Source organism: Burkholderia sp. NRF60-BP8 (assembly GCF_001522585.2).
Classification (GTDB): Bacteria; Pseudomonadota; Gammaproteobacteria; order Burkholderiales; family Burkholderiaceae; genus Burkholderia.
In genome coordinates this window covers 963,599-982,180 of the sequence record NZ_CP013373.1, presented here as the reverse complement: position 1 = coordinate 982,180, position 18,582 = coordinate 963,599, and the positions used below count along the sequence as shown (strand labels likewise).

The 18,582-nt window shown below is 67.4% G+C and carries 15 protein-coding genes; 8 read left to right on the top strand and 7 right to left on the bottom strand.

From position 1 onward, the window contains the following. Window positions 1-71 precede the first annotated feature (71 nt). A complete protein-coding gene (lolA, locus tag WS54_RS17765; protein WP_034206659.1) occupies window positions 72-761 on the bottom strand; it encodes an outer membrane lipoprotein chaperone LolA in 690 nt (229 codons plus the stop codon). Window positions 762-798: 37 nt separating this feature from the next. Beyond that, window positions 799-3,108 (bottom strand): DNA translocase FtsK, encoded by a 2,310-nt coding sequence (locus WS54_RS17760; protein ID WP_034206658.1) that lies wholly within the window; start codon window positions 3,106-3,108, stop codon window positions 799-801. A 423-nt stretch (window positions 3,109-3,531) separates the two neighbouring features. Here WS54_RS17760 and trxB point away from each other — a divergent pair, with 423 nt between their 5' ends. The 3 genes from trxB (at window position 3,532) to WS54_RS17745 (ending at window position 6,018) form a co-directional block, all read left to right on the top strand. Continuing rightward, on the top strand, window positions 3,532-4,494 hold the full coding sequence (gene trxB, locus WS54_RS17755) for a thioredoxin-disulfide reductase (RefSeq protein WP_034206657.1): 963 nt from the start codon (window positions 3,532-3,534) through the stop codon (window positions 4,492-4,494). A 134-nt stretch (window positions 4,495-4,628) separates the two neighbouring features. Further along, complete coding sequence (locus WS54_RS17750) at window positions 4,629-5,408, top strand: Smr/MutS family protein (protein ID WP_034206656.1); 780 nt, start codon at window positions 4,629-4,631, stop codon at window positions 5,406-5,408. Then, window positions 5,395-6,018 carry a trimeric intracellular cation channel family protein gene (locus WS54_RS17745; RefSeq protein ID WP_006491172.1) on the top strand — a complete coding sequence of 208 codons (624 nt, stop codon included), beginning with the start codon at window positions 5,395-5,397 and terminating at the stop codon, window positions 6,016-6,018. The genes WS54_RS17750 and WS54_RS17745 overlap by 14 nt, the downstream gene beginning before the upstream one ends. Window positions 6,019-6,112: 94 nt before the next feature. Here the strand turns inward: WS54_RS17745 and WS54_RS17740 are convergent, their stop codons facing one another. The 4 genes from WS54_RS17740 to WS54_RS17725 form a co-directional block, all read right to left on the bottom strand. After that, a complete protein-coding gene (locus WS54_RS17740) occupies window positions 6,113-7,231 on the bottom strand; it encodes an ABC transporter ATP-binding protein (RefSeq protein ID WP_059779577.1) in 1,119 nt (372 codons plus the stop codon). Between the two features lie 112 nt (window positions 7,232-7,343). Further along, window positions 7,344-8,201, bottom strand: coding sequence for a carbohydrate ABC transporter permease (locus WS54_RS17735; protein WP_034206653.1), 858 nt, complete (start codon window positions 8,199-8,201; stop codon window positions 7,344-7,346). Continuing rightward, the gene (locus WS54_RS17730; protein ID WP_034206652.1) at window positions 8,191-9,129 is read right to left on the bottom strand and encodes a carbohydrate ABC transporter permease; all 939 of its coding nucleotides are present in this window, start codon (window positions 9,127-9,129) and stop codon (window positions 8,191-8,193) included. Before WS54_RS17730 ends, WS54_RS17735 begins: the two co-directional genes overlap by 11 nt. A gap of 138 nt (window positions 9,130-9,267) precedes the next feature. Next, window positions 9,268-10,515, bottom strand: coding sequence for an ABC transporter substrate-binding protein (locus tag WS54_RS17725; RefSeq protein ID WP_034206651.1), 1,248 nt, complete (start codon window positions 10,513-10,515; stop codon window positions 9,268-9,270). 427 nt (window positions 10,516-10,942) lie between these two features. Here WS54_RS17725 and zwf point away from each other — a divergent pair, with 427 nt between their 5' ends. The 3 genes from zwf to WS54_RS17710 all read left to right on the top strand — a co-directional run bounded on the left by zwf (window position 10,943) and on the right by WS54_RS17710 (window position 15,087). Beyond that, complete coding sequence (zwf, locus tag WS54_RS17720) at window positions 10,943-12,412, top strand: glucose-6-phosphate dehydrogenase (protein WP_034206650.1); 1,470 nt, start codon at window positions 10,943-10,945, stop codon at window positions 12,410-12,412. 88 nt (window positions 12,413-12,500) lie between these two features. Then, complete coding sequence (gene pgl / locus WS54_RS17715; RefSeq protein ID WP_034206649.1) at window positions 12,501-13,181, top strand: 6-phosphogluconolactonase; 681 nt, start codon at window positions 12,501-12,503, stop codon at window positions 13,179-13,181. Then, window positions 13,159-15,087 carry a bifunctional transcriptional regulator/glucokinase gene (locus WS54_RS17710; RefSeq protein ID WP_027783791.1) on the top strand — a complete coding sequence of 643 codons (1,929 nt, stop codon included), beginning with the start codon at window positions 13,159-13,161 and terminating at the stop codon, window positions 15,085-15,087. Before pgl ends, WS54_RS17710 begins: the two co-directional genes overlap by 23 nt. Before the next feature lie 104 nt (window positions 15,088-15,191). Here the strand turns inward: WS54_RS17710 and WS54_RS17705 are convergent, their stop codons facing one another. After that, window positions 15,192-16,409: a Bcr/CflA family multidrug efflux MFS transporter gene (locus WS54_RS17705; RefSeq protein ID WP_059779575.1), complete on the bottom strand. Its 1,218-nt coding sequence runs from the start codon at window positions 16,407-16,409 to the stop codon at window positions 15,192-15,194. A 248-nt stretch (window positions 16,410-16,657) separates the two neighbouring features. On the opposite strand from WS54_RS17705, the gene WS54_RS17695 reads away from it, so the two are divergent. Continuing rightward, the gene (locus tag WS54_RS17695; protein ID WP_059779574.1) at window positions 16,658-17,110 is read left to right on the top strand and encodes a hypothetical protein; all 453 of its coding nucleotides are present in this window, start codon (window positions 16,658-16,660) and stop codon (window positions 17,108-17,110) included. A gap of 179 nt (window positions 17,111-17,289) precedes the next feature. Beyond that, window positions 17,290-18,573: a glutamate-1-semialdehyde 2,1-aminomutase gene (gene hemL / locus WS54_RS17690; protein WP_059779573.1), complete on the top strand. Its 1,284-nt coding sequence runs from the start codon at window positions 17,290-17,292 to the stop codon at window positions 18,571-18,573. Window positions 18,574-18,582: the final 9 nt, after the last annotated feature.

Below are 18,582 nucleotides of genomic sequence, written 5' to 3'. Positions count from 1 at the left end.
AACCGCGCCTGAAAACAACACGGGCCTGCCGTCGCCGGCAGGCCCGTGTCGGGAAAACGACGCAACGAACGTCAGCCGTTGATCACGTCCGCGCCCTTCGGCACGACGAACTTGAACGTATCGCCCTTCAGCGGCGGGTTCGTCTGGATGTTCGTGAACGTCAGCAGCGTGACGTTGCCGAACACGTCGTGCAGCTCCATCGCGGCGAGCGTGCCGTTGCGGAAGCCGATGCCGATCCGCTGGAACTGCGTGTCCTGCGCCTTCGGCAGCATCTCGAGCCACTCGATGCCGCCCTTCTCGCCGGCATCGCGCAGCGTGTAGTTCTTGTCGAGATCGTTGCTGCCGAACAGGATCGCGGCCGGGCTCGCGCCGAGCGCGCCGTTCAGCTTGCGCTCGGTGACCTGGTTCAGGTCGCGGTCGTACACGTACAGCTTGTCGCCGTCGGCCTGCAGCACCTGCTGGTACGGCTTCTGATACGTCCAGATGAATTTGCCCGGACGCGAGAACACGAACGTGCCGCTCGAATTGTCGGTGGGCTTCGGCGCGGCCTGCGCGGCGCTCGCGCCCTTGGCCGGCGCCTTGACGATCTGCTGCGTGAAATCGCCCTTGGCGGAACGCACCTGCGACACGAAGGCCTTCAGTTGCTCGGTGCCGCCCGCGAACGCGTGCGTCGCCGCGAGCATCAGCGAGGCGCCGGCGAGCGCCGCACCGAGCCAGCGCCGCGTCGAACGAAGAGACATGGCGAACGAATGTTGCTGCATATTGCGGTTTTCTCCCTGGGTGGCCGGCGCCGCGGACTCATTCCGCATCGCGCGCCGGCACAAGAATTTCGCGGTTGCCGCTCGACGACATCGCCGACACGAGCCCCGACTGTTCCATCTGCTCGAGCAACCGCGCCGCGCGGTTGTAGCCGATCCGCAGATGACGCTGCACGAGCGAGATCGACGCGCGGCGGTTCTTGATGACGATCTCGACCGCCTGGTCGTACAGCGGATCAGACTCGCCGCCGCCTTCGCCGGTTCCCGCGCCGGCCGAGCCCTCGTCGCCGTCGGCGGTGCCGCCTTCGAGCAGACCCTCGACGTAGTTCGGCTCGCCCTGCTCCTTGAGCTTCTCGACGACGCGGTGCACTTCGTCGTCGGCGACGAACGCGCCGTGCACGCGCACGGGCAGCCCGGTACCGGGCGGCAGGTACAGCATGTCGCCCATCCCGAGCAGCGATTCGGCGCCCATCTGGTCGAGAATCGTGCGCGAGTCGATCTTCGACGACACCTGGAACGCGATCCGCGTCGGCACGTTTGCCTTGATCAGGCCGGTGATCACGTCGACCGACGGCCGCTGCGTCGCGAGGATCAGGTGGATGCCGGCCGCACGCGCCTTCTGCGCGATCCGCGCGATCAGCTCCTCGACCTTCTTGCCGACGACCATCATCAGGTCGGCCAGCTCGTCGATCACGACGACGATGTTCGGCAGCCGGCCGAGCGGCTCGGGATCGTCCGGCGTCAGGCTGAACGGGTTCGGGATCTTCTCCTCGCGCTTCGCCGCGTCGTCGATCTTGTTGTTGTAGCCGGCGAGGTTGCGCACGCCGAGCTTGCTCATCAGCTTGTAGCGGCGCTCCATCTCCGCGACCGTCCAGTTCAGCGCATGGCCGGCCTGGCGCATGTCGGTGACGACCGGACACAGCAGGTGCGGAATGCCTTCGTAGACGCTCATTTCGAGCATCTTCGGATCGATCAGGATCAGGCGCACCTGCTCGGCGGTGGCCTTGTACAGCAGCGACAGGATCATCGCGTTGATCCCGACCGACTTGCCCGAACCGGTCGTACCGGCCACCAGCAGATGCGGCATCTTCGCGAGATCCGCGCACACCGGCTTGCCGCCGATGTCCTTGCCGAGGCTCAGCGTCAGCGCCGACGCCGCGGCCGCATACACCTCGGAGCCGATGATCTCGGACAGGTGCACCGTCTGGCGGCGCTGATTCGGCAGCTCGAGCGCCATGTAGTTCTTGCCGGGGATCGTCTCGACCACGCGGATCGACACGAGCGACAGCGAACGCGCGAGATCCTTCGCGAGGTTGACGATCTGGCTGCCCTTCACGCCGGTGGCCGGTTCGATCTCGTAGCGCGTGACGACCGGGCCCGGATACGCGGCGACGACGCTCGCCTCGACGCCGAAGTCCTTCAGCTTCTTCTCGATCAGGCGCGACGTGAACTCGAGCGTATCGGCGGAAATCGCTTCCTGCGTCTTCGGCGCGGGATCGAGCAGCGACACCGGCGGCAGCGTCGAATCGCCCGGCAGGTCGGTGAACAGCGGCACCTGGCGCTCGCGCTCGACGCGCTCGGACTTCGCGGGCGTGACGACCGGCGGCACGATCGTCACGGGCTCGTGATCCTCGATGCGCACGCGCTCCTCCTCGACCTTGCCTTCGCGGCGCACCGCCGCGGCCTCGCCGAGCTTGCGGTCGCGCTCGGCCTCGCGGCGCAGCTTCGCGACGTTGACCGCGGACAGGATCGCGCCGCCGACCCGCTCGGCGACCGACAGCCACGAGAAGCGGAAATACAGCGACAGGCCGATCGCGAGCGCGATCAGCAGCAACAGCGTGCCGCCCGTGAAGCCGAACGCATGCGACATCGCACCCGCGACGGCCTCGCCGACGACGCCGCCCGGCGCACGCGGCAACTGCACCTTCAGCGACCACATGCGCAGCGCCTCGATGCCGTCGCAGGCGAGCACGACCAGCACGAACGCAAAGATTTCGGTCAGCCAGCCGATCGGCCGCTCCGGTTCGTCGGGAATCGCGTCGTGGCGCGTGATGCGGCGGTAGTTGACGGCGATGCGCCGCCCGAGCGGCACGATCAACCAGTAAGCCGACAGGCCGAACAGCAGCAGGATGATGTCGGCCGTCCACGCGCCGACGCGGCCGGCCCAGTTCGAGATGTGATCGACCTGGGCGGCGTGCGTCCAGCTTGGATCGCGCCGGCTGTAGCTCAGCAGGGCCATCACCAGAAAGGCGCAGAGCGCGACCTGGAGAATCCAGCGGATCTCCGTGAGGAGCTTCGACATCCGGTGCGGCAACGCCTGTGCCTGGGCGGAATAAGGAGCTTTTGCCATGAATCCGTATAAAGAGGACGGGCCGTGCGCCCGCCTGTCGTTCGATCGCGCTTATTGTAAACGCTGCACCGCGCCGCCAAGTGTAAATGACGGTTACATAAGAGGGCCGGGATCACGCATCGAGCGGATACCGGGACACCGCGCATGCGAGCGCGACATGAGCCGCGCAGTCACTCGCGCTCGACTGCGACAATGCGCCGCCCGATGCGGCGGTGCCGGTCGTCGCTGACGCCCCACCTGCTTGCCGCGCCGGCCGGCCGCCCGCGAGACACTATCGTCGCGATTGAAACTCTCGTTCGGCAGCGCAGCAACGGGGCCTTTATAATGCGCGTCTGATACCCATCTATGACGGCATCCCGGTCAACCCAGACCGTCCGGCGAGCCCTACCCCGCCCGCCGCGGCCGCCTTTTACGGATTCGCACATGTCCACGCCCAAACACGCCAAAGTCCTGATTCTCGGTTCCGGCCCCGCCGGCTACACGGCCGCCGTCTACGCGGCACGCGCCAACCTGTCGCCGGTGCTGATCACCGGCATCGCGCAGGGCGGTCAGCTGATGACCACGACCGACGTCGAAAACTGGCCGGCGGACGCGAAGGGCGTGCAAGGCCCGGAACTGATGGCGCGCTTCCAGGAGCATGCCGAGCGTTTCAACACCGAAATCGTCTTCGACCACATCCACACCGCGAAGCTGCACGAGCAGCCGATCCGGCTGATCGGCGACTCGGGCGAATACACGTGCGACTCGCTGATCATCGCGACCGGCGCGTCGGCGCAGTATCTCGGCCTGCCGTCCGAGGAAGCGTTCATGGGCAAGGGCGTGTCGGCCTGCGCGACCTGCGACGGCTTCTTCTATCGCGGCCAGGAAGTCGCGGTGATCGGCGGCGGCAACACGGCCGTCGAGGAAGCGCTCTACCTGACCGGCATCGCGAAGAAGGTCACGGTGATCCATCGCCGCGACAAGTTCCGCGCGGAGCCGATCCTGATCGACCGCCTGCTGGAGAAGCAAAAGGAAGGTGTCGTCGACATCAAATGGGATCACGTGCTCGACGAAGTGACGGGCGAGGAGTCGGGCGTCACGGGCCTGCGCATCAAGAACGTGAAGACCGGCGCGACGGAAGACCTGCACGTGCAGGGCGTGTTCGTCGCGATCGGCCACAAGCCGAACACCGACCTGTTCCAGGGCCAGCTGGAGATGAAGGACGGCTACATCCTGACGAAGAGCGGCCTGCAAGGCAACGCGACGTCGACGAGCGTGCCGGGCGTGTTCGCCGCGGGCGACGTGCAGGACAACGTGTACCGCCAGGCGATCACCAGCGCGGGCACGGGCTGCATGGCCGCGCTCGACGCGCAGCGCTACCTCGAAAGCCTGCACGACAAGAAGTAAGGCGAGCGCTGCCGCGCCGGACGCTACAATGGCGTCCGCTGCCGCGAAGCGGGCTCGACCGGAAAGCCGCTGCCGCCGCGCAGCGGCTTTTTTTGTGCCCGCGCGCCCGAACGCGCCTGCCCCGTTACCGAATCATGGCGAAGAACCAGCCCCATCCGAGCGATCCCGCGAAGCGGAAGATCGCTGCCCGTCCCGTGACCCCGGCGCCCGAGGCGCCGCCGCCCGCGCCCGATGCGGCCGCATTGCGGGGCCAGGGTCTCGCGGGCCTCGGCGCATTGCGCAAGTCGCTGCAAGGCGAAGCCGATCGTCGCGAACGCGCGCGCATCGAAGCCGCGAAGGCCGAGCGCAAGGCGGAAGCCGACGCGAACCTGTTCCGCAACGAAATCGGCGCGATCCGACCGCTGAACGCGCCGCCGCGCGCGTCGTCCGGCCGCATGCCGCCCGACCCGGTGCCGAAACAGACGCAGCGCGACGAGGAAGCCGTGCTGAACGCGACGCTGTCCGACGAATTCGATCCGGAGACGCTGCTCGACAGCGACGAATCGCTGTACTACCACCGCCCCGGCATCAGCCGCGAGGTGGTGCGCAAGCTGAGGAGCGGCGCATGGATCGTGCAGGCGCAGATCGATCTGCACGGCATGCGGCGCGACGAAGCGCGCGACGCGCTCGCCGAATTCATCCGCGAAGCCGGCAAGAAAGGGCTGCGCTGCCTGCGCGTGATCCACGGCAAGGGGCTCGGCTCGATCGGCAAGGAACCCGTGCTGAAGGGCAAGGTGCGCGCATGGCTCGTACAGAAGGAAGAAGTGATCGCATTCTGCGAGGCCCGCGGCCACGACGGCGGCGCGGGCGCGGTGCTGGTGCTGCTGCAGCCGCACGCGGCGCCGGCCGACCGGGGGCCGCGTGCCGCATCCTAGGCTGACGCTCGCGATCGCGGTACTGGAGGCGATCGCCACGCTGGCCTTCGCGATTTCGGGGTTCATCGAGGCGCGCAAGAACCGCCTCGACTCGGTCGGCACGTTCGTCGTCGCGCTCGCGACCGCATTCGGCGGCGGCACGCTGCGCGACATCCTGCTCGAGCGCCGGCCGTTCTACTGGGTCGTGCACGACGATTACGTGATCGCGATCTTCGTGCTCGCGCTGTTCGCGCCGTTCGTGCTGCGAATGCTGTCGCGGCTGTCGGCCGAACGGCTGCTGCTGATCGCCGATGCGATCGGGCTCGGCATCTTCAGCATCTCGGGCACGGCGATCGCGCTCGACGCCGAGATGCCGCGCTTCATCGCGGTGATGATGGGCGTGATTACCGGCGTGGTCGGCGGGATCGTCCGCGACGTGCTGTGCAACGACATCCCGCTGATCCTGCGCGATTCGCGGCCCTACGCGACCTGCGCGTTCGTCGGCTGCTGGTTCTACCTGCTGCTCGTGTGGCTGCAGTTCGACTCGGTGTACAGCGTGCTGCTCGCGACCGGCTTCATCCTCGTCGCCCGGCTCGCGACGTTCAAGTTCGACGTGCGGTTGCCGCACTGACCGACGCTTCCGCCGACGCGTCGGCCGCATCGCCGAAACGAAAAAGGGGCCGTTCGAAACGGCCCCTTCTCCTTCGTTCAGCGCGAACGCCGCGTCACGCGATCCGCTCTTCCGACGCCGGATCGAACAGCACCGCCTTCGACACGTCGAACAGCAGCGACTGCGTCTGCCCCGGCTGCGGGTTCGCGGCCGGATGCACGCGGCTCACGATCCGCTTGCCGTTCACCTGCGCGAACACGTGCGTGTCCGGCCCGGTCGGCTCGGTCACGTCGACGCGCACGTCGATCGGCTGCAGGTTCGACGCCTCGCCGTTGTGCGCGTTACGCGCGTCGGTGATGCGCTCCGGACGCAGGCCGAGGATCACCTCGCGGCCGACGTGCGACTTCAGCTTCGCCGCGTCGAACGGCAGGATCAGCGCGCTGCGCGCGAGGCCCGTGTCGATCTCGAGCGCGATCCCGCTGCCCTGCTCGACCAGCTTGCCGTTGATGAAGTTCATCGGCGGCGCGCCGATGAAGCCCGCGACGAACAGGTTCGACGGCGAATCGTAGATCTCCTGCGGCGCGCCGAACTGCTGGACCACGCCGTCCTTCATCACCGCGATGCGATCGCCGAGCGTCATCGCCTCGATCTGGTCGTGCGTCACGTAGACGATCGTCGTGCCGAGGCGCTGGTGCAGCAGCTTGATTTCCGCGCGCATCTCGATGCGCAGCTTCGCGTCGAGGTTCGACAGCGGCTCGTCGAACAGGAACAGTGACGGATCGCGTGCGAGCGCGCGGCCCATCGCGACGCGCTGGCGCTGGCCGCCCGACAACTGGCCCGGCTTGCGATCGAGCAGATGCTGGATCTGCAGCATCTGCGACACGCGCTCGACGATCTGCTGCTGCTCGCTCTTCGGCACCTTGCGGATGTTCAGCCCGAACGAGATGTTCTCGCGCACCGTCATCGACGGATACAGCGCGTACGACTGGAACACCATCGCGATGTCGCGATCCTTCGGCGACAGGTCGTTGACGACCTTGCCGTCGATGCAGATCTCGCCGCTCGTCACGGTCTCGAGGCCGGCGATCATGTTGAGCAGCGTCGACTTCCCGCAGCCCGACCCGCCGACCAGGATCAGGAACTGTCCGTCCTCGATCTCGATGTCGACACCCTTCAGGACCGGCACCCCGTTCGGGTAGGTCTTGTACACGTCACGGATGGAAAGGCTTGCCATGCTGTGAATCCTCTGTCTCGTCTCGCGCGGCGCGCTCCGGCGCCGCGTCGGGTTCGTTTCGATGCGCCGCGCGTCCTGCGCGGCCGGTTCGTCGTATCGGATAAAGCCGCGCTTACCCCTTCACCGCGCCCGCCGTCAGCCCGCGCACGAAGTAGCGGCCGGCGACGATGTAGACGAGCAGCGTCGGCAGCGCGGCGATGATCGCGCCGGCCATGTCGACGTTGTATTCCTTCACGCCCGTCGACGTGTTGACGAGGTTGTTCAGCGCCACCGTGATCGGCATCGAGTCGACGCCGGAGAACACGATCCCGAACAGGAAGTCGTTCCAGATCTGCGTGAATTGCCAGATCAGGCACACCATGAAGATCGGCAGCGACACCGGCAGCAGGATCTTCGTGAAGATCGTGAAGAAACCCGCGCCGTCGATGCGCGCGGCCTTCACGAGTTCGGCCGGCACGCTCACGTAGAAGTTGCGGAAGAACATCGTCGTGAACGCGATCCCGTACACGACGTGCACGAACACGAGGCCCGGAATCGTATTGGCGAGGCCGAGCATCCCCTGCAGGCGCGCCATCGGCAGCAGGATCACCTGGAACGGGATGAAGCAGCCGACCAGCATCATCGTGAACAGCGCATCCGCGCCGCGAAAGCGCCAGTGGGTGAGCACGTAGCCGTTGAACGCGCCGATCAGCGACGAGATCAGCACGGCCGGAATCACCATCTGCAGCGAGTTCAGGAAGAACGGCTTCATCCCGTCGCAGCGCACGCCGGTACACGCGCCGCTCCACGCCTTCACCCACGGATCGACGGTCCAGTGCGACGGCGGCGTCAGCAGGTTGCCGGTGCGCAGCTGGTCGAGGTCCTTGAACGACGTCGACAGCATCACGTAGATCGGGAACAGGAAATACAGCGCGAACAGGATCAGCGCCGCATAGATCACTGCCCGGCTGATCGTCATCTTAGGCTGCATTGCGGGTGCTCCTCGATTCCATATACATCAGCGGCACCAGCACCGCGACCACGGTCGCGAGCATCATCACCGAGGACGCCGCGCCCAGGCCCAGCTGGCCGCGGTTGAACGAAAACGTGTACATGAACATCGCCGGCAGCGACGACGACGTGCCCGGGCCGCCTGCCGTCAGCGCGACGACGAGGTCGAAGGTCTTGATCGTGATGTGGCAGAGGATCAGCAGCACCGAGAAGAACACCGGGCGCATGCTCGGGATCACGATCTTGCGGTAGATGGTCGGCAGCGTCGCGCCGTCGACCTGCGCGGCCTTGAAGATCTCGCCGTCGACGCCGCGCAGCCCCGCGAGGAACAGCGCCATCACGAAGCCGGTCGACTGCCACACGGCCGCGATCACCACGCAGAAGATCGCCTTGTCCGGATCGTCGAGCCAGCCGAACGAAAAGCTCGTCCAGCCCCAGTCGTGCATCACCTTCTCGAGGCCGAGGCCCGGGTTCAGGATCCACTGCCACGCGGTGCCGGTGACGATGAACGACAGCGCCATCGGGTACAGGAAGATCGCGCGCAGCGCGCCTTCGTTGCGGATCCGCTGATCGAGCAGGATCGCGAGGAACAGCCCGAGCCCGACGCAGATCGCGATGAACGGAATCCCGAACCAGCCGAGGTTCGCGGCGGAAGTCCACCACACGTCGTTCTGGAACAGGTCCGTGTAACGGTCGAAGCCGTCGAATTCGTAGTTGGGCAACAGCCGCGAGTTGGTCAGCGACAGATAGCCGGTAATCAGGATGAAGCCGTAGATGAACACCACGGCGATCGCGACGCTCGGCGCGAGCACGAGCTTCGGGATCCAGCGATCGGCGAAGGCCGACATCGGCGACGTACGCCGTGCGGCGGCAGCGCCGGATCCGTTTCCGCTAAGAGGGGCAGCCACTTGATTCGACTCCTGGAACGAGGGCGGCGCAGGCCGGGCCGGCGCCGGGTACGGCACGAGCCCGCGGGCGAGCCCGTTTGCTGCACATGCAAAAACGCCCGGCCGATGAAGCGTTTCCGGCCGGGCGCCTGGCGCGCGTTACTTGACCTTCGCGGCCTTCGCGAGCGCGGCGACCGCGCTCTTCGAATCCTGCTGCGAGTTCATGAACTTCGTCACGACGTCGGTGATCGCGCCGGCGGTCGCGTCGCCTTGCGCCATGCCGTGCGCGAGCGACGGGACGAAACCGCCCGACTTGATCGCGGTCTGCTCGTCGGCATACGACTTCTTCGCGCAGTCGTCGAACTTGTCCATCTTCACGCCGAGACGCACCGGCACCGAGCCCTTCAGCAGGCTGAACTGCTCCTGGAAGTCCGGCGTCATGATCGTCTTCGCGAGCGCGAGCTGGCCCGGCGTCGCGTTCTTCTCGCCCTTCTGCTGGAAGAACACGAACGAATCGACGTTGAACGTGTACGAATTCGCGGTGCCCGGCACCGGCGCGCAGATATAGTCCTTGCCCGCCTTCTTGCCGGCGTTCTCGAACTCGCCCTTCGCCCAGTCGCCCATGAACTGCATGCCGGCCTTGCCGTTGATGACCATCGCGGTCGCGAGGTTCCAGTCGCGGCCGTTACGGCCGGTATCGAAGTAGCCCTGGATCTTGCGCACCGTGTCGAACACCGACAGCATCTGCGGCGACGTCAGCGTCGCTTGGTCGAGATCGACCAGCGCCTTCTTGTAGAACGCCGGGCCCTGCGACAGCACGACGTCTTCCCACAGCGTCAGGTCCTGCCACGGCTGGCCGCCCATCGCGATCGGCTGGATGCCCGCGGCCTTCAGCTTGTCGGCCACCGCGAAGAATTCGGGCCAGGTGGTCGGCACCTTCGCGCCGACCTTGTCGAGCGCGGCCTTGTTGATGTAGAGCCAGTTGACGCGGTGCACCGAGAACGGCGCGGCGACGGTGTGACCCTTGTACTTGATGATCTTGTCGATTTCCGGCGGCAGGTTCTGCTTCCAGTCGCCGGCGGCCGAATCGATGTTGACGAGCACGCCCTGGTCGGCCCAGTCCTGGATCAGCGGGCCCTTGATCTGCGCGGCCGACGGGGAGTCGCCGCTGATCACCTTGGTCTTCAGCGCGGTCATCGCCGCGGCGCCGGCGCCGCCCGCGACCGCGAAGTCCTTCCACACGTAGCCCTGCTTCTGCAGGTCGTCCTTCAGCACGCCGACGGCCTTCGACTCGCCGCCCGAGGTCCACCAGTGCAGCACGGTTACGTTTTCGGCTGCCTGCGCCGCCACGGCGCCAGCCATCAGGCCTGCGGCGCAGAGCGCGCCCATGATCGAGCGAACTTTCATTACTTATCTCCTCCAGACTGAATCAACTCGTGAAGTTCCCTGACCGGGAACCGGCTTCTTGATAACGACGGGGAAATCGAGCCGCGGGACGCCTGCAGCGTACGGGCCGATGACCGGCCGGGCTCTTACAGAAAGCGTGAATCGAGATTCAACGGCGTGTCTCCTCTTTGTGTTTCTGGCCCGCCGCGATGCGGCACGAGCCCGGGGCTCGACGGCGCGCGGACGATGCGCTCCGTCAATGTCCGATAACATTCGGCACAAGGCGTTCCCGGAAGCGAAGCTCGCGCAGCTCATCGACCGCACTTCTTTTTTTCTTCACCCAGGTGCTACCCCTTGCGGCGGATTGTAGTTAAACTACAATTCAGTGTCAAAAATATTTTTATCGCACTACGGATCGCTTCCGAGCACCCCAACACGGCGGAGACACATGCATACCGATTCCAGCTTTACCTTCGTACTTTTCGGCGGCACCGGCGACCTGTCGATGCGCAAGATCCTGCCCGCGCTGTTCGAAGCGCACCGCGGCAACATGCTCGCGGAAGGCGGCCGGATCATCGCCGTCGCGCGACACGAATCGGACCGGGCCCACTATCTCGAGTGGGTCGACACGCACGTGAAACCGCATGCGGCGAAGGCAGCCGGCGGCGCATTCGACGAAAGCGCCTGGAAGTCCTTCCTCGAGCGCATCGAATACGTGAACCTCGACCTCGGCCGCGCGGAGGACTACGGCGTGCTGCGCGACGCGATCGCGCATCTGCCCGGCATTCGCGTGTTCTACCTCGCGACGGGCCCGTCGCTGTTCGTGCCGATCTGCAAGGCGCTCGCGTCGGTCGGCCTGAACGAAGGCTCGCGCATCGTGCTCGAGAAGCCGCTCGGCTACGACCTGAAGTCGTCGAACGCGATCAACGACGCGGTCGGCGAAATCTTCGCGGAAGGCCAGATTTACCGGATCGACCACTATCTCGGCAAGGAGCCGGTACAGAACCTGCTCGCGCTGCGCTTCGGCAATGCGCTGTTCGAGCCGCTGTGGCGCCGCGAATGGGTCGAGAGCATCCAGATCACGATCGCCGAGGAGCTCGGCGTCGAGGCGCGCGGCGATTTCTACGACAATACGGGCGCGCTGCGCGACATGGTGCAGAACCACCTGCTGCAGTTGCTGTCGATCGTCGCGATGGAGCCGCCGCACTCGATGGATTCCGACTCCGTGCGCGACGAGAAGCTGCGCGTGCTGCGTGCGCTGAAGCCGGTCGATCCGCGCGACATCGGCAAGGTCGCGGTGCGCGGCCAGTATCATGCGGGCGTGATCAAGGGCGTGCAGGTGCCGGCCTACGCGACCGAGCCGGGCGTGAAGCCCGACAGCCAGACCGAAACCTTCGTCGCGCTGAAGGTCGAGATCGAGAACTGGCGCTGGGCCGGCGTGCCGTTCTTCCTGCGCACCGGCAAGCGTCTGGCCGACCGCGTCGCGGAGATCGTCGTCAACTTCCGCCCGGTGCCGCACTCGGCGCTCGGGGCCTCCGCGCTGCGCCCCGGTGCGAACCGTCTCGTGATCCGGCTGCAGCCGAACGAGACGATCCGCCTGTACTGCCTCGCGAAGCAGCCGGGCGAAGGGATGAATCTCGCGAGCGTGCACCTCGACCTCGCGTTCGACCAGTTCTTCAAGGAAGGGCAGATGGAGGCGTACCAGCGCCTGCTGCTCGACGTGATCAACGGCCGGCTCGCCCTGTTCGTGCGTCGCGACGAACAGGAAGCCGCATGGCAGTGGGTCGAGCCGATCCTGAACGAATGGGCACGCACGCTGAAGCCGCCGAAGCCGTACGCGGCGGGCACGTGGGGGCCGGCCGCGTCGAGCGCGATGCTCGCGCAGCACGACACCTGCTGGCTCGAAGAAGAAAACTGATGCAACCCGTTGCCGCGTACGCCACCGTACGCGGCAACACGCTTCACGATTCGTACGATTTAAACAGACAAAGCAGTCCGGAGGAGATGTGATCGAGATCCACGCTTTCGACACCCAGGAAGCGCAAAGCGAAGCGCTCGCGCGCGCCGTCGGCGACGCGCTGCGCGCGGCGCTCGCCGGCCCCGCGCGCCCGACGCTCGCGGTGTCCGGCGGCACCAGCCCGCGCCCGTTCCTGCACACGCTGTCGCATGCGGCGCTCGACTGGGCCGGCGTCGACGTCACGCTGGTCGACGACCGCTGGGTGCCGGACGACGACGCGGCGAGCAATGCGCAACTCGTGCGCGACACGCTGCTGCAGCACGCGGCGGCCCCTGCCCGCTTTCTGCCGCTCGTCGACACGCGCACCACGCTCGACGCACGGGTCGCCGCGCTCAACGCGAACGCCGATTACCGCGTGCCGAGCGTCGCGGTGCTCGGCATGGGCGAGGACGGCCACACCGCGTCGATCTTCGCCGACGCGCCCGAATGGGACCACGCGATCACGACGCCCGAGCGTTTCGTCGCCGTGCATCCGGGCGCGGCGCCCCATGCACGCGTGAGCTATTCGCTCGATGCGCTCAAGCGCGTCGAGCGGCTGTTCCTGCTGATCGCGGGTGCCCGCAAGCGCGACGTGCTCGACGCCGCGGCCGCGTCGCTGCAGAAGAACGCGATTTCCCAACTGGCCAACGACAAGGGGACCCAGCTCGATGTCTACTGGTGCGCAAAGTAAGGCGGTCGTCGCGGGTCAGCATGCCGACGGCCCGCGCCTGCTCGCGGACGTCGGCGGCACCAACGCGCGCTTCGCGCTGGAAACCGGCCCGGGCGAGATCACGCAGATCCGCGTGTATCCCGGCGCCGACTATCCGACGATCACCGACGCGATCCGCAAGTATCTGAAGGACGTGAAGATCAGCCGCGTGAACCACGCGGCGATCGCGATCGCGAACCCGGTCGACGGCGATCAGGTCACGATGACCAATCACGACTGGCGCTTCTCGATCGAGGCGACGCGCCGCGCGCTCGGCTTCGACACGCTGCTGGTCGTCAACGACTTCACCGCGCTCGCGATGGCGCTGCCCGGCCTGACCGATGCGCAGCGCGTACAGATCGGCGGCGGCACGCGCCGCCAGAACAGCGTGATCGGGCTGCTCGGGCCCGGCACCGGACTCGGCGTGTCGGGCCTGATTCCGGCGGACGACCGCTGGATCGCGCTCGGCAGCGAAGGCGGTCATGCGTCGTTCGCGCCGCAGGACGAGCGCGAGGATCTGGTGCTGCAATACGCGCGCAAGAAATTTCCGCACGTATCGTTCGAACGCGTGTGCGCGGGCCCCGGCATGGAGATCATCTACCGGGCGCTCGCCGCGCGCGACAAGAAGCGCGTCGCCGCGTCCGTCGATACGGTCGAGATCGTCGAGCGCGCGCATGCGGGCGACGCGCTCGCGCTCGAGACGGTCGAATGCTTCTGCGGGATTCTCGGCTCGTTCGCCGGCAGCGTCGCGCTGACGCTCGGCGCGCTCGGCGGCGTCTATATCGGCGGCGGTGTCGCGCTGAAGCTCGGCGAGCTGTTCACGCGCTCGTCGTTCCGGGCGCGCTTCGAGGCGAAGGGCCGCTTCGCGCACTATCTCGAGAACATCCCGACCTACCTGATCACCGCCGAATACCCGGCGTTCCTCGGCGTGTCGGCGATTCTCGCGGAGCAGTTGTCGAATCGTTCCGGCGGCGCGTCGTCTGCCGTGTTCGAGCGGATCCGCCAGATGCGCGACGCGCTGACGCCGGCCGAACGCCGCGTCGCCGATCTCGCGCTGAACCATCCGCGCTCGATCATCAACGATCCGATCGTCGACATCGCGCGCAAGGCCGACGTGAGCCAGCCGACGGTGATCCGCTTCTGCCGCTCGCTCGGCTGCCAGGGCCTGTCGGACTTCAAGCTGAAGCTCGCGACCGGTCTCACCGGCACGATTCCGATGAGCCACAGCCAGGTGCATCTCGGCGACACGGCCACCGATTTCGGCGCGAAGGTGCTCGACAACACGGTGTCCGCGATCCTGCAACTGCGCGAGCACCTGAATTTCGAGCACGTCGAAAACGCGATCGAGATCCTGAACGGCGCGCGGCGCATCGAGTTCTACGGGCTCGGCAATTCGAACATCGTCGCGCAGGACGCGCACTACAAGTTCTTCCGCTTCGGGATTCCGACGATCGCGTACGGCGATTTGTACATGCAGGCCGCGTCGGCCGCGCTGCTCGGCAAGGGCGACGTGATCGTCGCGGTGTCGAAGTCGGGGCGCGCGCCCGAGCTGCTGCGCGTGCTCGACGTCGCGATGCAGGCCGGCGCGAAGGTGATCGCGATCACGTCGAGCAACACGCCGCTCGCGAAGCGCGCGACCGTCGCGCTCGAGACCGACCACATCGAGATGCGCGAATCGCAGTTGTCGATGATCTCGCGGATTCTGCATCTGCTGATGATCGACATCCTCGCGGTCGGCGTCGCGATCCGTCGCGCGTCGACCAACGGCGAGCTGCCCGAGGCCGTCGCGCAGGCGAAGGCGCGCGCCGCCGACGACGAAACGGCCGACGTGCTCGACTGGCTGAGCCACGGCGCGTCGCCGGCGGCGAAGGACGTCGCGCGGGACTGACGCGCGGCGCGGCGAGCGCCGCTGCCCGCGTCCCGATGAAAAACGCCACCGGCGCATCGCGCGCGGTGGCGTTCTTCATTGCGCGGCCCGGCTGGCGGGGCGGCTCAGGCGCCCGCTTTCACCGGCCGGCCGTGCCAGCGCAGCACGAGGTAGCGCCCGGCGAAACACAGCAGGCCCGACACGCCGATCGTCACGCCCATCGCGAACGGCGTGCCGTCCGCGAGTACGCCGATCGCCACGCTCGCCAGCGCGCCGAGCGCGAGCTGCATCGCGCCGAACACGGCCGCCGACGCGCCCGCGTTGTGCGGATAGCGGTGCATGAGGTCGGTCGTGCAGTTCGCGGACAGGATCCCGACCACGCCGACGACGAAGAACAGACACACGACGATCGACCACAGCCCGCCCCACCCCGTCAGCGCGACGAGCGCGACCGCGAGCGACGCGACGCAGCTCACGAGCGACGCGGCCGCGATGATGCGCAGCGAACCGACGCGGCCGACGAGGCGCGTGTTCGCGAAGTTGCCGATCATGATCCCGACGACGTTCAGGCCGAACAGCAGCCCGTAGTGCTGCGGCGACACGTGGAAATACTCGATGTACACGAACGGCGTCGCGGTGATGTACGAGAACATCGACGCGAACGCCATCCCGCCGCACAGCATGTGCCCCCATGCGACCGGGTCGGACAGGATGCGCCCGTACGATGCGAATGACGCGAGCACGGCCGCACTCTTGCGCCGCTCCTTCGGCCAGGTTTCGGGCACCCGCAGATACGCGGTCGTCGCGCAGATCGCGCCGAACACGGCCAGCACGACGAACACGCCACGCCAGCCGGCGAAGCGCAGGATCTGGCCGCCGATCAGCGGCGCGAGCAGCGGCCCGACCGCGGTGACGATCGCGACCATCGACAGCACCTTCGCCGCGTCGCTCGGCTCGTGCGCGTCGCGTGCGATCGCACGCGCGAGCACCGACGCGGCGCCGGCGCCGAGCGCCTGCAGGAAGCGCACGACGATCAGCATGTCGATCGAGCCCGACACGAAGCAGCCGACGCTCGCGAGCGTGAACAGCGCGATCCCGCCGAGCAGCACGGGCCGGCGGCCCCACGTGTCGGACAGCGGGCCGTACAGCAGCATGCCGATCGAGAAGCCGGCCATGAAGCTGGTCAGCGTGCGCTGCGCGGCGCCGGGGCTGACCGAAAAGCCGGCGGCGATCGACGGCAGGCTCGGCAGGTACATGTCGGTGGCGATCGGCCCGCAGGCAGCGAGCGCGCCGAGCAACAGGATCAGCCGGGCATCGGGCCGGCGCCGGACGACGTGGGACATGGGTATCCGGAATGGGAGTCCGCGCGCATCGGGGCGCGCGTGACGGTGAAGACGGGAAGCCGCACCGCAAGCGGCGCGTTCAGGCCCATGATTGTACGCGCAACTTTTTTGCGTGCCTCGGACCGCGCGGCGGCGGCCGGGGAACCGCCCACGCGCGTCGCGCATACCCACGAGCACGCCGGCGGATTCGATTAAGCTTGCGGCTGCCCGCCGCACTTGTCCGATCCATTCGACGTACGACCGACCCGATGACCGCTTTCCTGCTGATCTGGAGCCCCAAGAAATGGCCATGGCCCGAACTGCCCGACGTCGCCGCGCGCGTGAAGGCCGGCGAGGCCGTGCATGACGTATGGGGCTGCGGCTTCGCGCGCGGCATCCTGCCGGGCGACCGCGTATTCCTGCACCGCGTCGCGCAGGCGCCCAAGGGCGTGTTCGGCTCCGGCTACGTGACACGCGCACCTTACGAGGTGCCCGATCCGGCGACCAGGCGCGGTTACCGGCTGTGCATCGACTTCGTGTACGACTGGCTCGTCGACGCGCATCAGGACGTCGTGATTGCGCGCGACGCGCTGCGCGTCCATCCGTATTCGGTGCAGACCTGGGATGCGCAGAGCTCCGGCACGTCGATCAAGCCGATGGTCGAAGGCCCACTCGAAAAGCGCTGGGCCGAGCTGACCGGCAAGCGCAAGCCGCCACGGTGACCGGAAACCGGGTCGAATCAGGCCTGCATTACCCGGCCCGGCAATCCCCTGCGCGCCGAAAGGCCGCGGACCGGCGGCGGGCCTGCCTCGCGCGTCTCCGGTACAATCGGACGATCGTTCCGCCCAGGCGCCGCGGCCCGTGCACAGGCCCCCGCGCCGTTCTCTCGCAGGTTTCGCTCATGTCCAACAATCAGATCCTCTTCGAACGCGCCCAGAAGACCATTCCGGGCGGCGTCAACTCGCCGGTACGCGCGTTCCGTTCGGTCGGTGGCACGCCGCGCTTCGTCGCGCGCGCGCAAGGCCCGTATTTCTGGGATGCCGACGGCAAGCAGTACATCGACTACATCGGTTCGTGGGGCCCGATGATCGTCGGCCATGTCCATCCGGAAGTGCTGTCGGCCGTGCAGAACGTGCTCGCCGACGGCTTCTCGTTCGGCGCGCCGACCGAAGCCGAGATCGAGATCGCCGAGGAAATCTGCAAGCTCGTGCCGTCGATCGAGCAGGTGCGGATGGTGTCGAGCGGCACCGAGGCCACGATGAGCGCGCTGCGTCTCGCGCGCGGTTTCACGGGCCGCAGCCGCATCGTGAAGTTCGAGGGCTGCTACCACGGCCACGCGGACAGTCTGCTGGTCAAGGCCGGCTCGGGCCTGCTGACGTTCGGCAATCCGACGTCGGCTGGTGTGCCCGCCGACATCGCGAAGCACACGACCGTCCTCGAATACAACAACGTCGCCGCGCTCGAGGAAGCCTTCGGCGCGTTCGGCGACGAAATCGCCGCGGTGATCGTCGAGCCGGTGGCCGGCAACATGAACCTCGTGCGCGGCACGCCCGAATTCCTGAACGCGCTGCGCGCGCTGTGCACGAAGCACGGCGCCGTGCTGATCTTCGACGAGGTGATGTGCGGGTTCCGCGTCGCGCTCGGCGGCGCGCAGGCGCACTACGGGATCGCGGCCGACCTCACCTGCCTCGGCAAGGTGATCGGCGGCGGGATGCCGGCCGCCGCGTTCGGCGGCCGCCGCGACATCATGGCCCACCTCGCGCCGCTCGGCGGCGTCTACCAGGCCGGCACGCTGTCGGGCAACCCGATCGCGGTCGCCGCGGGCCTGAAGACGCTGCAGCTGATCCAGGCGCCGGGCTTCTACGACGCGCTCACCGCGCAGACGAAGCGGCTCGCCGACGGCCTCGCGGCCGAAGCGCGCGCGGCCGGCGTGCCGTTCGCGGCCGACTCGATCGGCGCGATGTTCGGCCTGTACTTCGCCGAGCGCGTGCCGGGCAGCTTCGCGGAAGTCACGAAGAGCGACACCGAGCGCTTCAACCGCTTCTTCCACCTGATGCTCGACGAGGGCGTGTACTTCGCGCCGTCGGCCTACGAGGCGGGTTTCGTGTCGAGCACCCACGACGACACGGTGATCGACGCGACGCTCGCGGCCGCGCGCCGCGCGTTCGCGGCACTCGCCGCCTGACCCGGGGCC

Coding starts and splice junctions, on each gene's coding strand:
- WS54_RS17705 (WP_059779575.1), bottom strand. CDS start 16,409: ATGTCCCACGTCGTCCGGCGCCGGCCCGATGCCCGGCTGATCCTGTTG.
- WS54_RS17750 (WP_034206656.1), top strand. CDS start 4,629: ATGGCGAAGAACCAGCCCCATCCGAGCGATCCCGCGAAGCGGAAGATC.
- WS54_RS17735 (WP_034206653.1), bottom strand. CDS start 8,201: ATGCAGCCTAAGATGACGATCAGCCGGGCAGTGATCTATGCGGCGCTG.
- zwf (WP_034206650.1), top strand. CDS start 10,943: ATGCATACCGATTCCAGCTTTACCTTCGTACTTTTCGGCGGCACCGGC.
- WS54_RS17725 (WP_034206651.1), bottom strand. CDS start 10,515: ATGAAAGTTCGCTCGATCATGGGCGCGCTCTGCGCCGCAGGCCTGATG.
- WS54_RS17760 (WP_034206658.1), bottom strand. CDS start 3,108: ATGGCAAAAGCTCCTTATTCCGCCCAGGCACAGGCGTTGCCGCACCGG.
- WS54_RS17740 (WP_059779577.1), bottom strand. CDS start 7,231: ATGGCAAGCCTTTCCATCCGTGACGTGTACAAGACCTACCCGAACGGG.
- trxB (WP_034206657.1), top strand. CDS start 3,532: ATGTCCACGCCCAAACACGCCAAAGTCCTGATTCTCGGTTCCGGCCCC.
- hemL (WP_059779573.1), top strand. CDS start 17,290: ATGTCCAACAATCAGATCCTCTTCGAACGCGCCCAGAAGACCATTCCG.
- lolA (WP_034206659.1), bottom strand. CDS start 761: ATGCAGCAACATTCGTTCGCCATGTCTCTTCGTTCGACGCGGCGCTGG.
- WS54_RS17710 (WP_027783791.1), top strand. CDS start 13,159: ATGTCTACTGGTGCGCAAAGTAAGGCGGTCGTCGCGGGTCAGCATGCC.
- WS54_RS17695 (WP_059779574.1), top strand. CDS start 16,658: ATGACCGCTTTCCTGCTGATCTGGAGCCCCAAGAAATGGCCATGGCCC.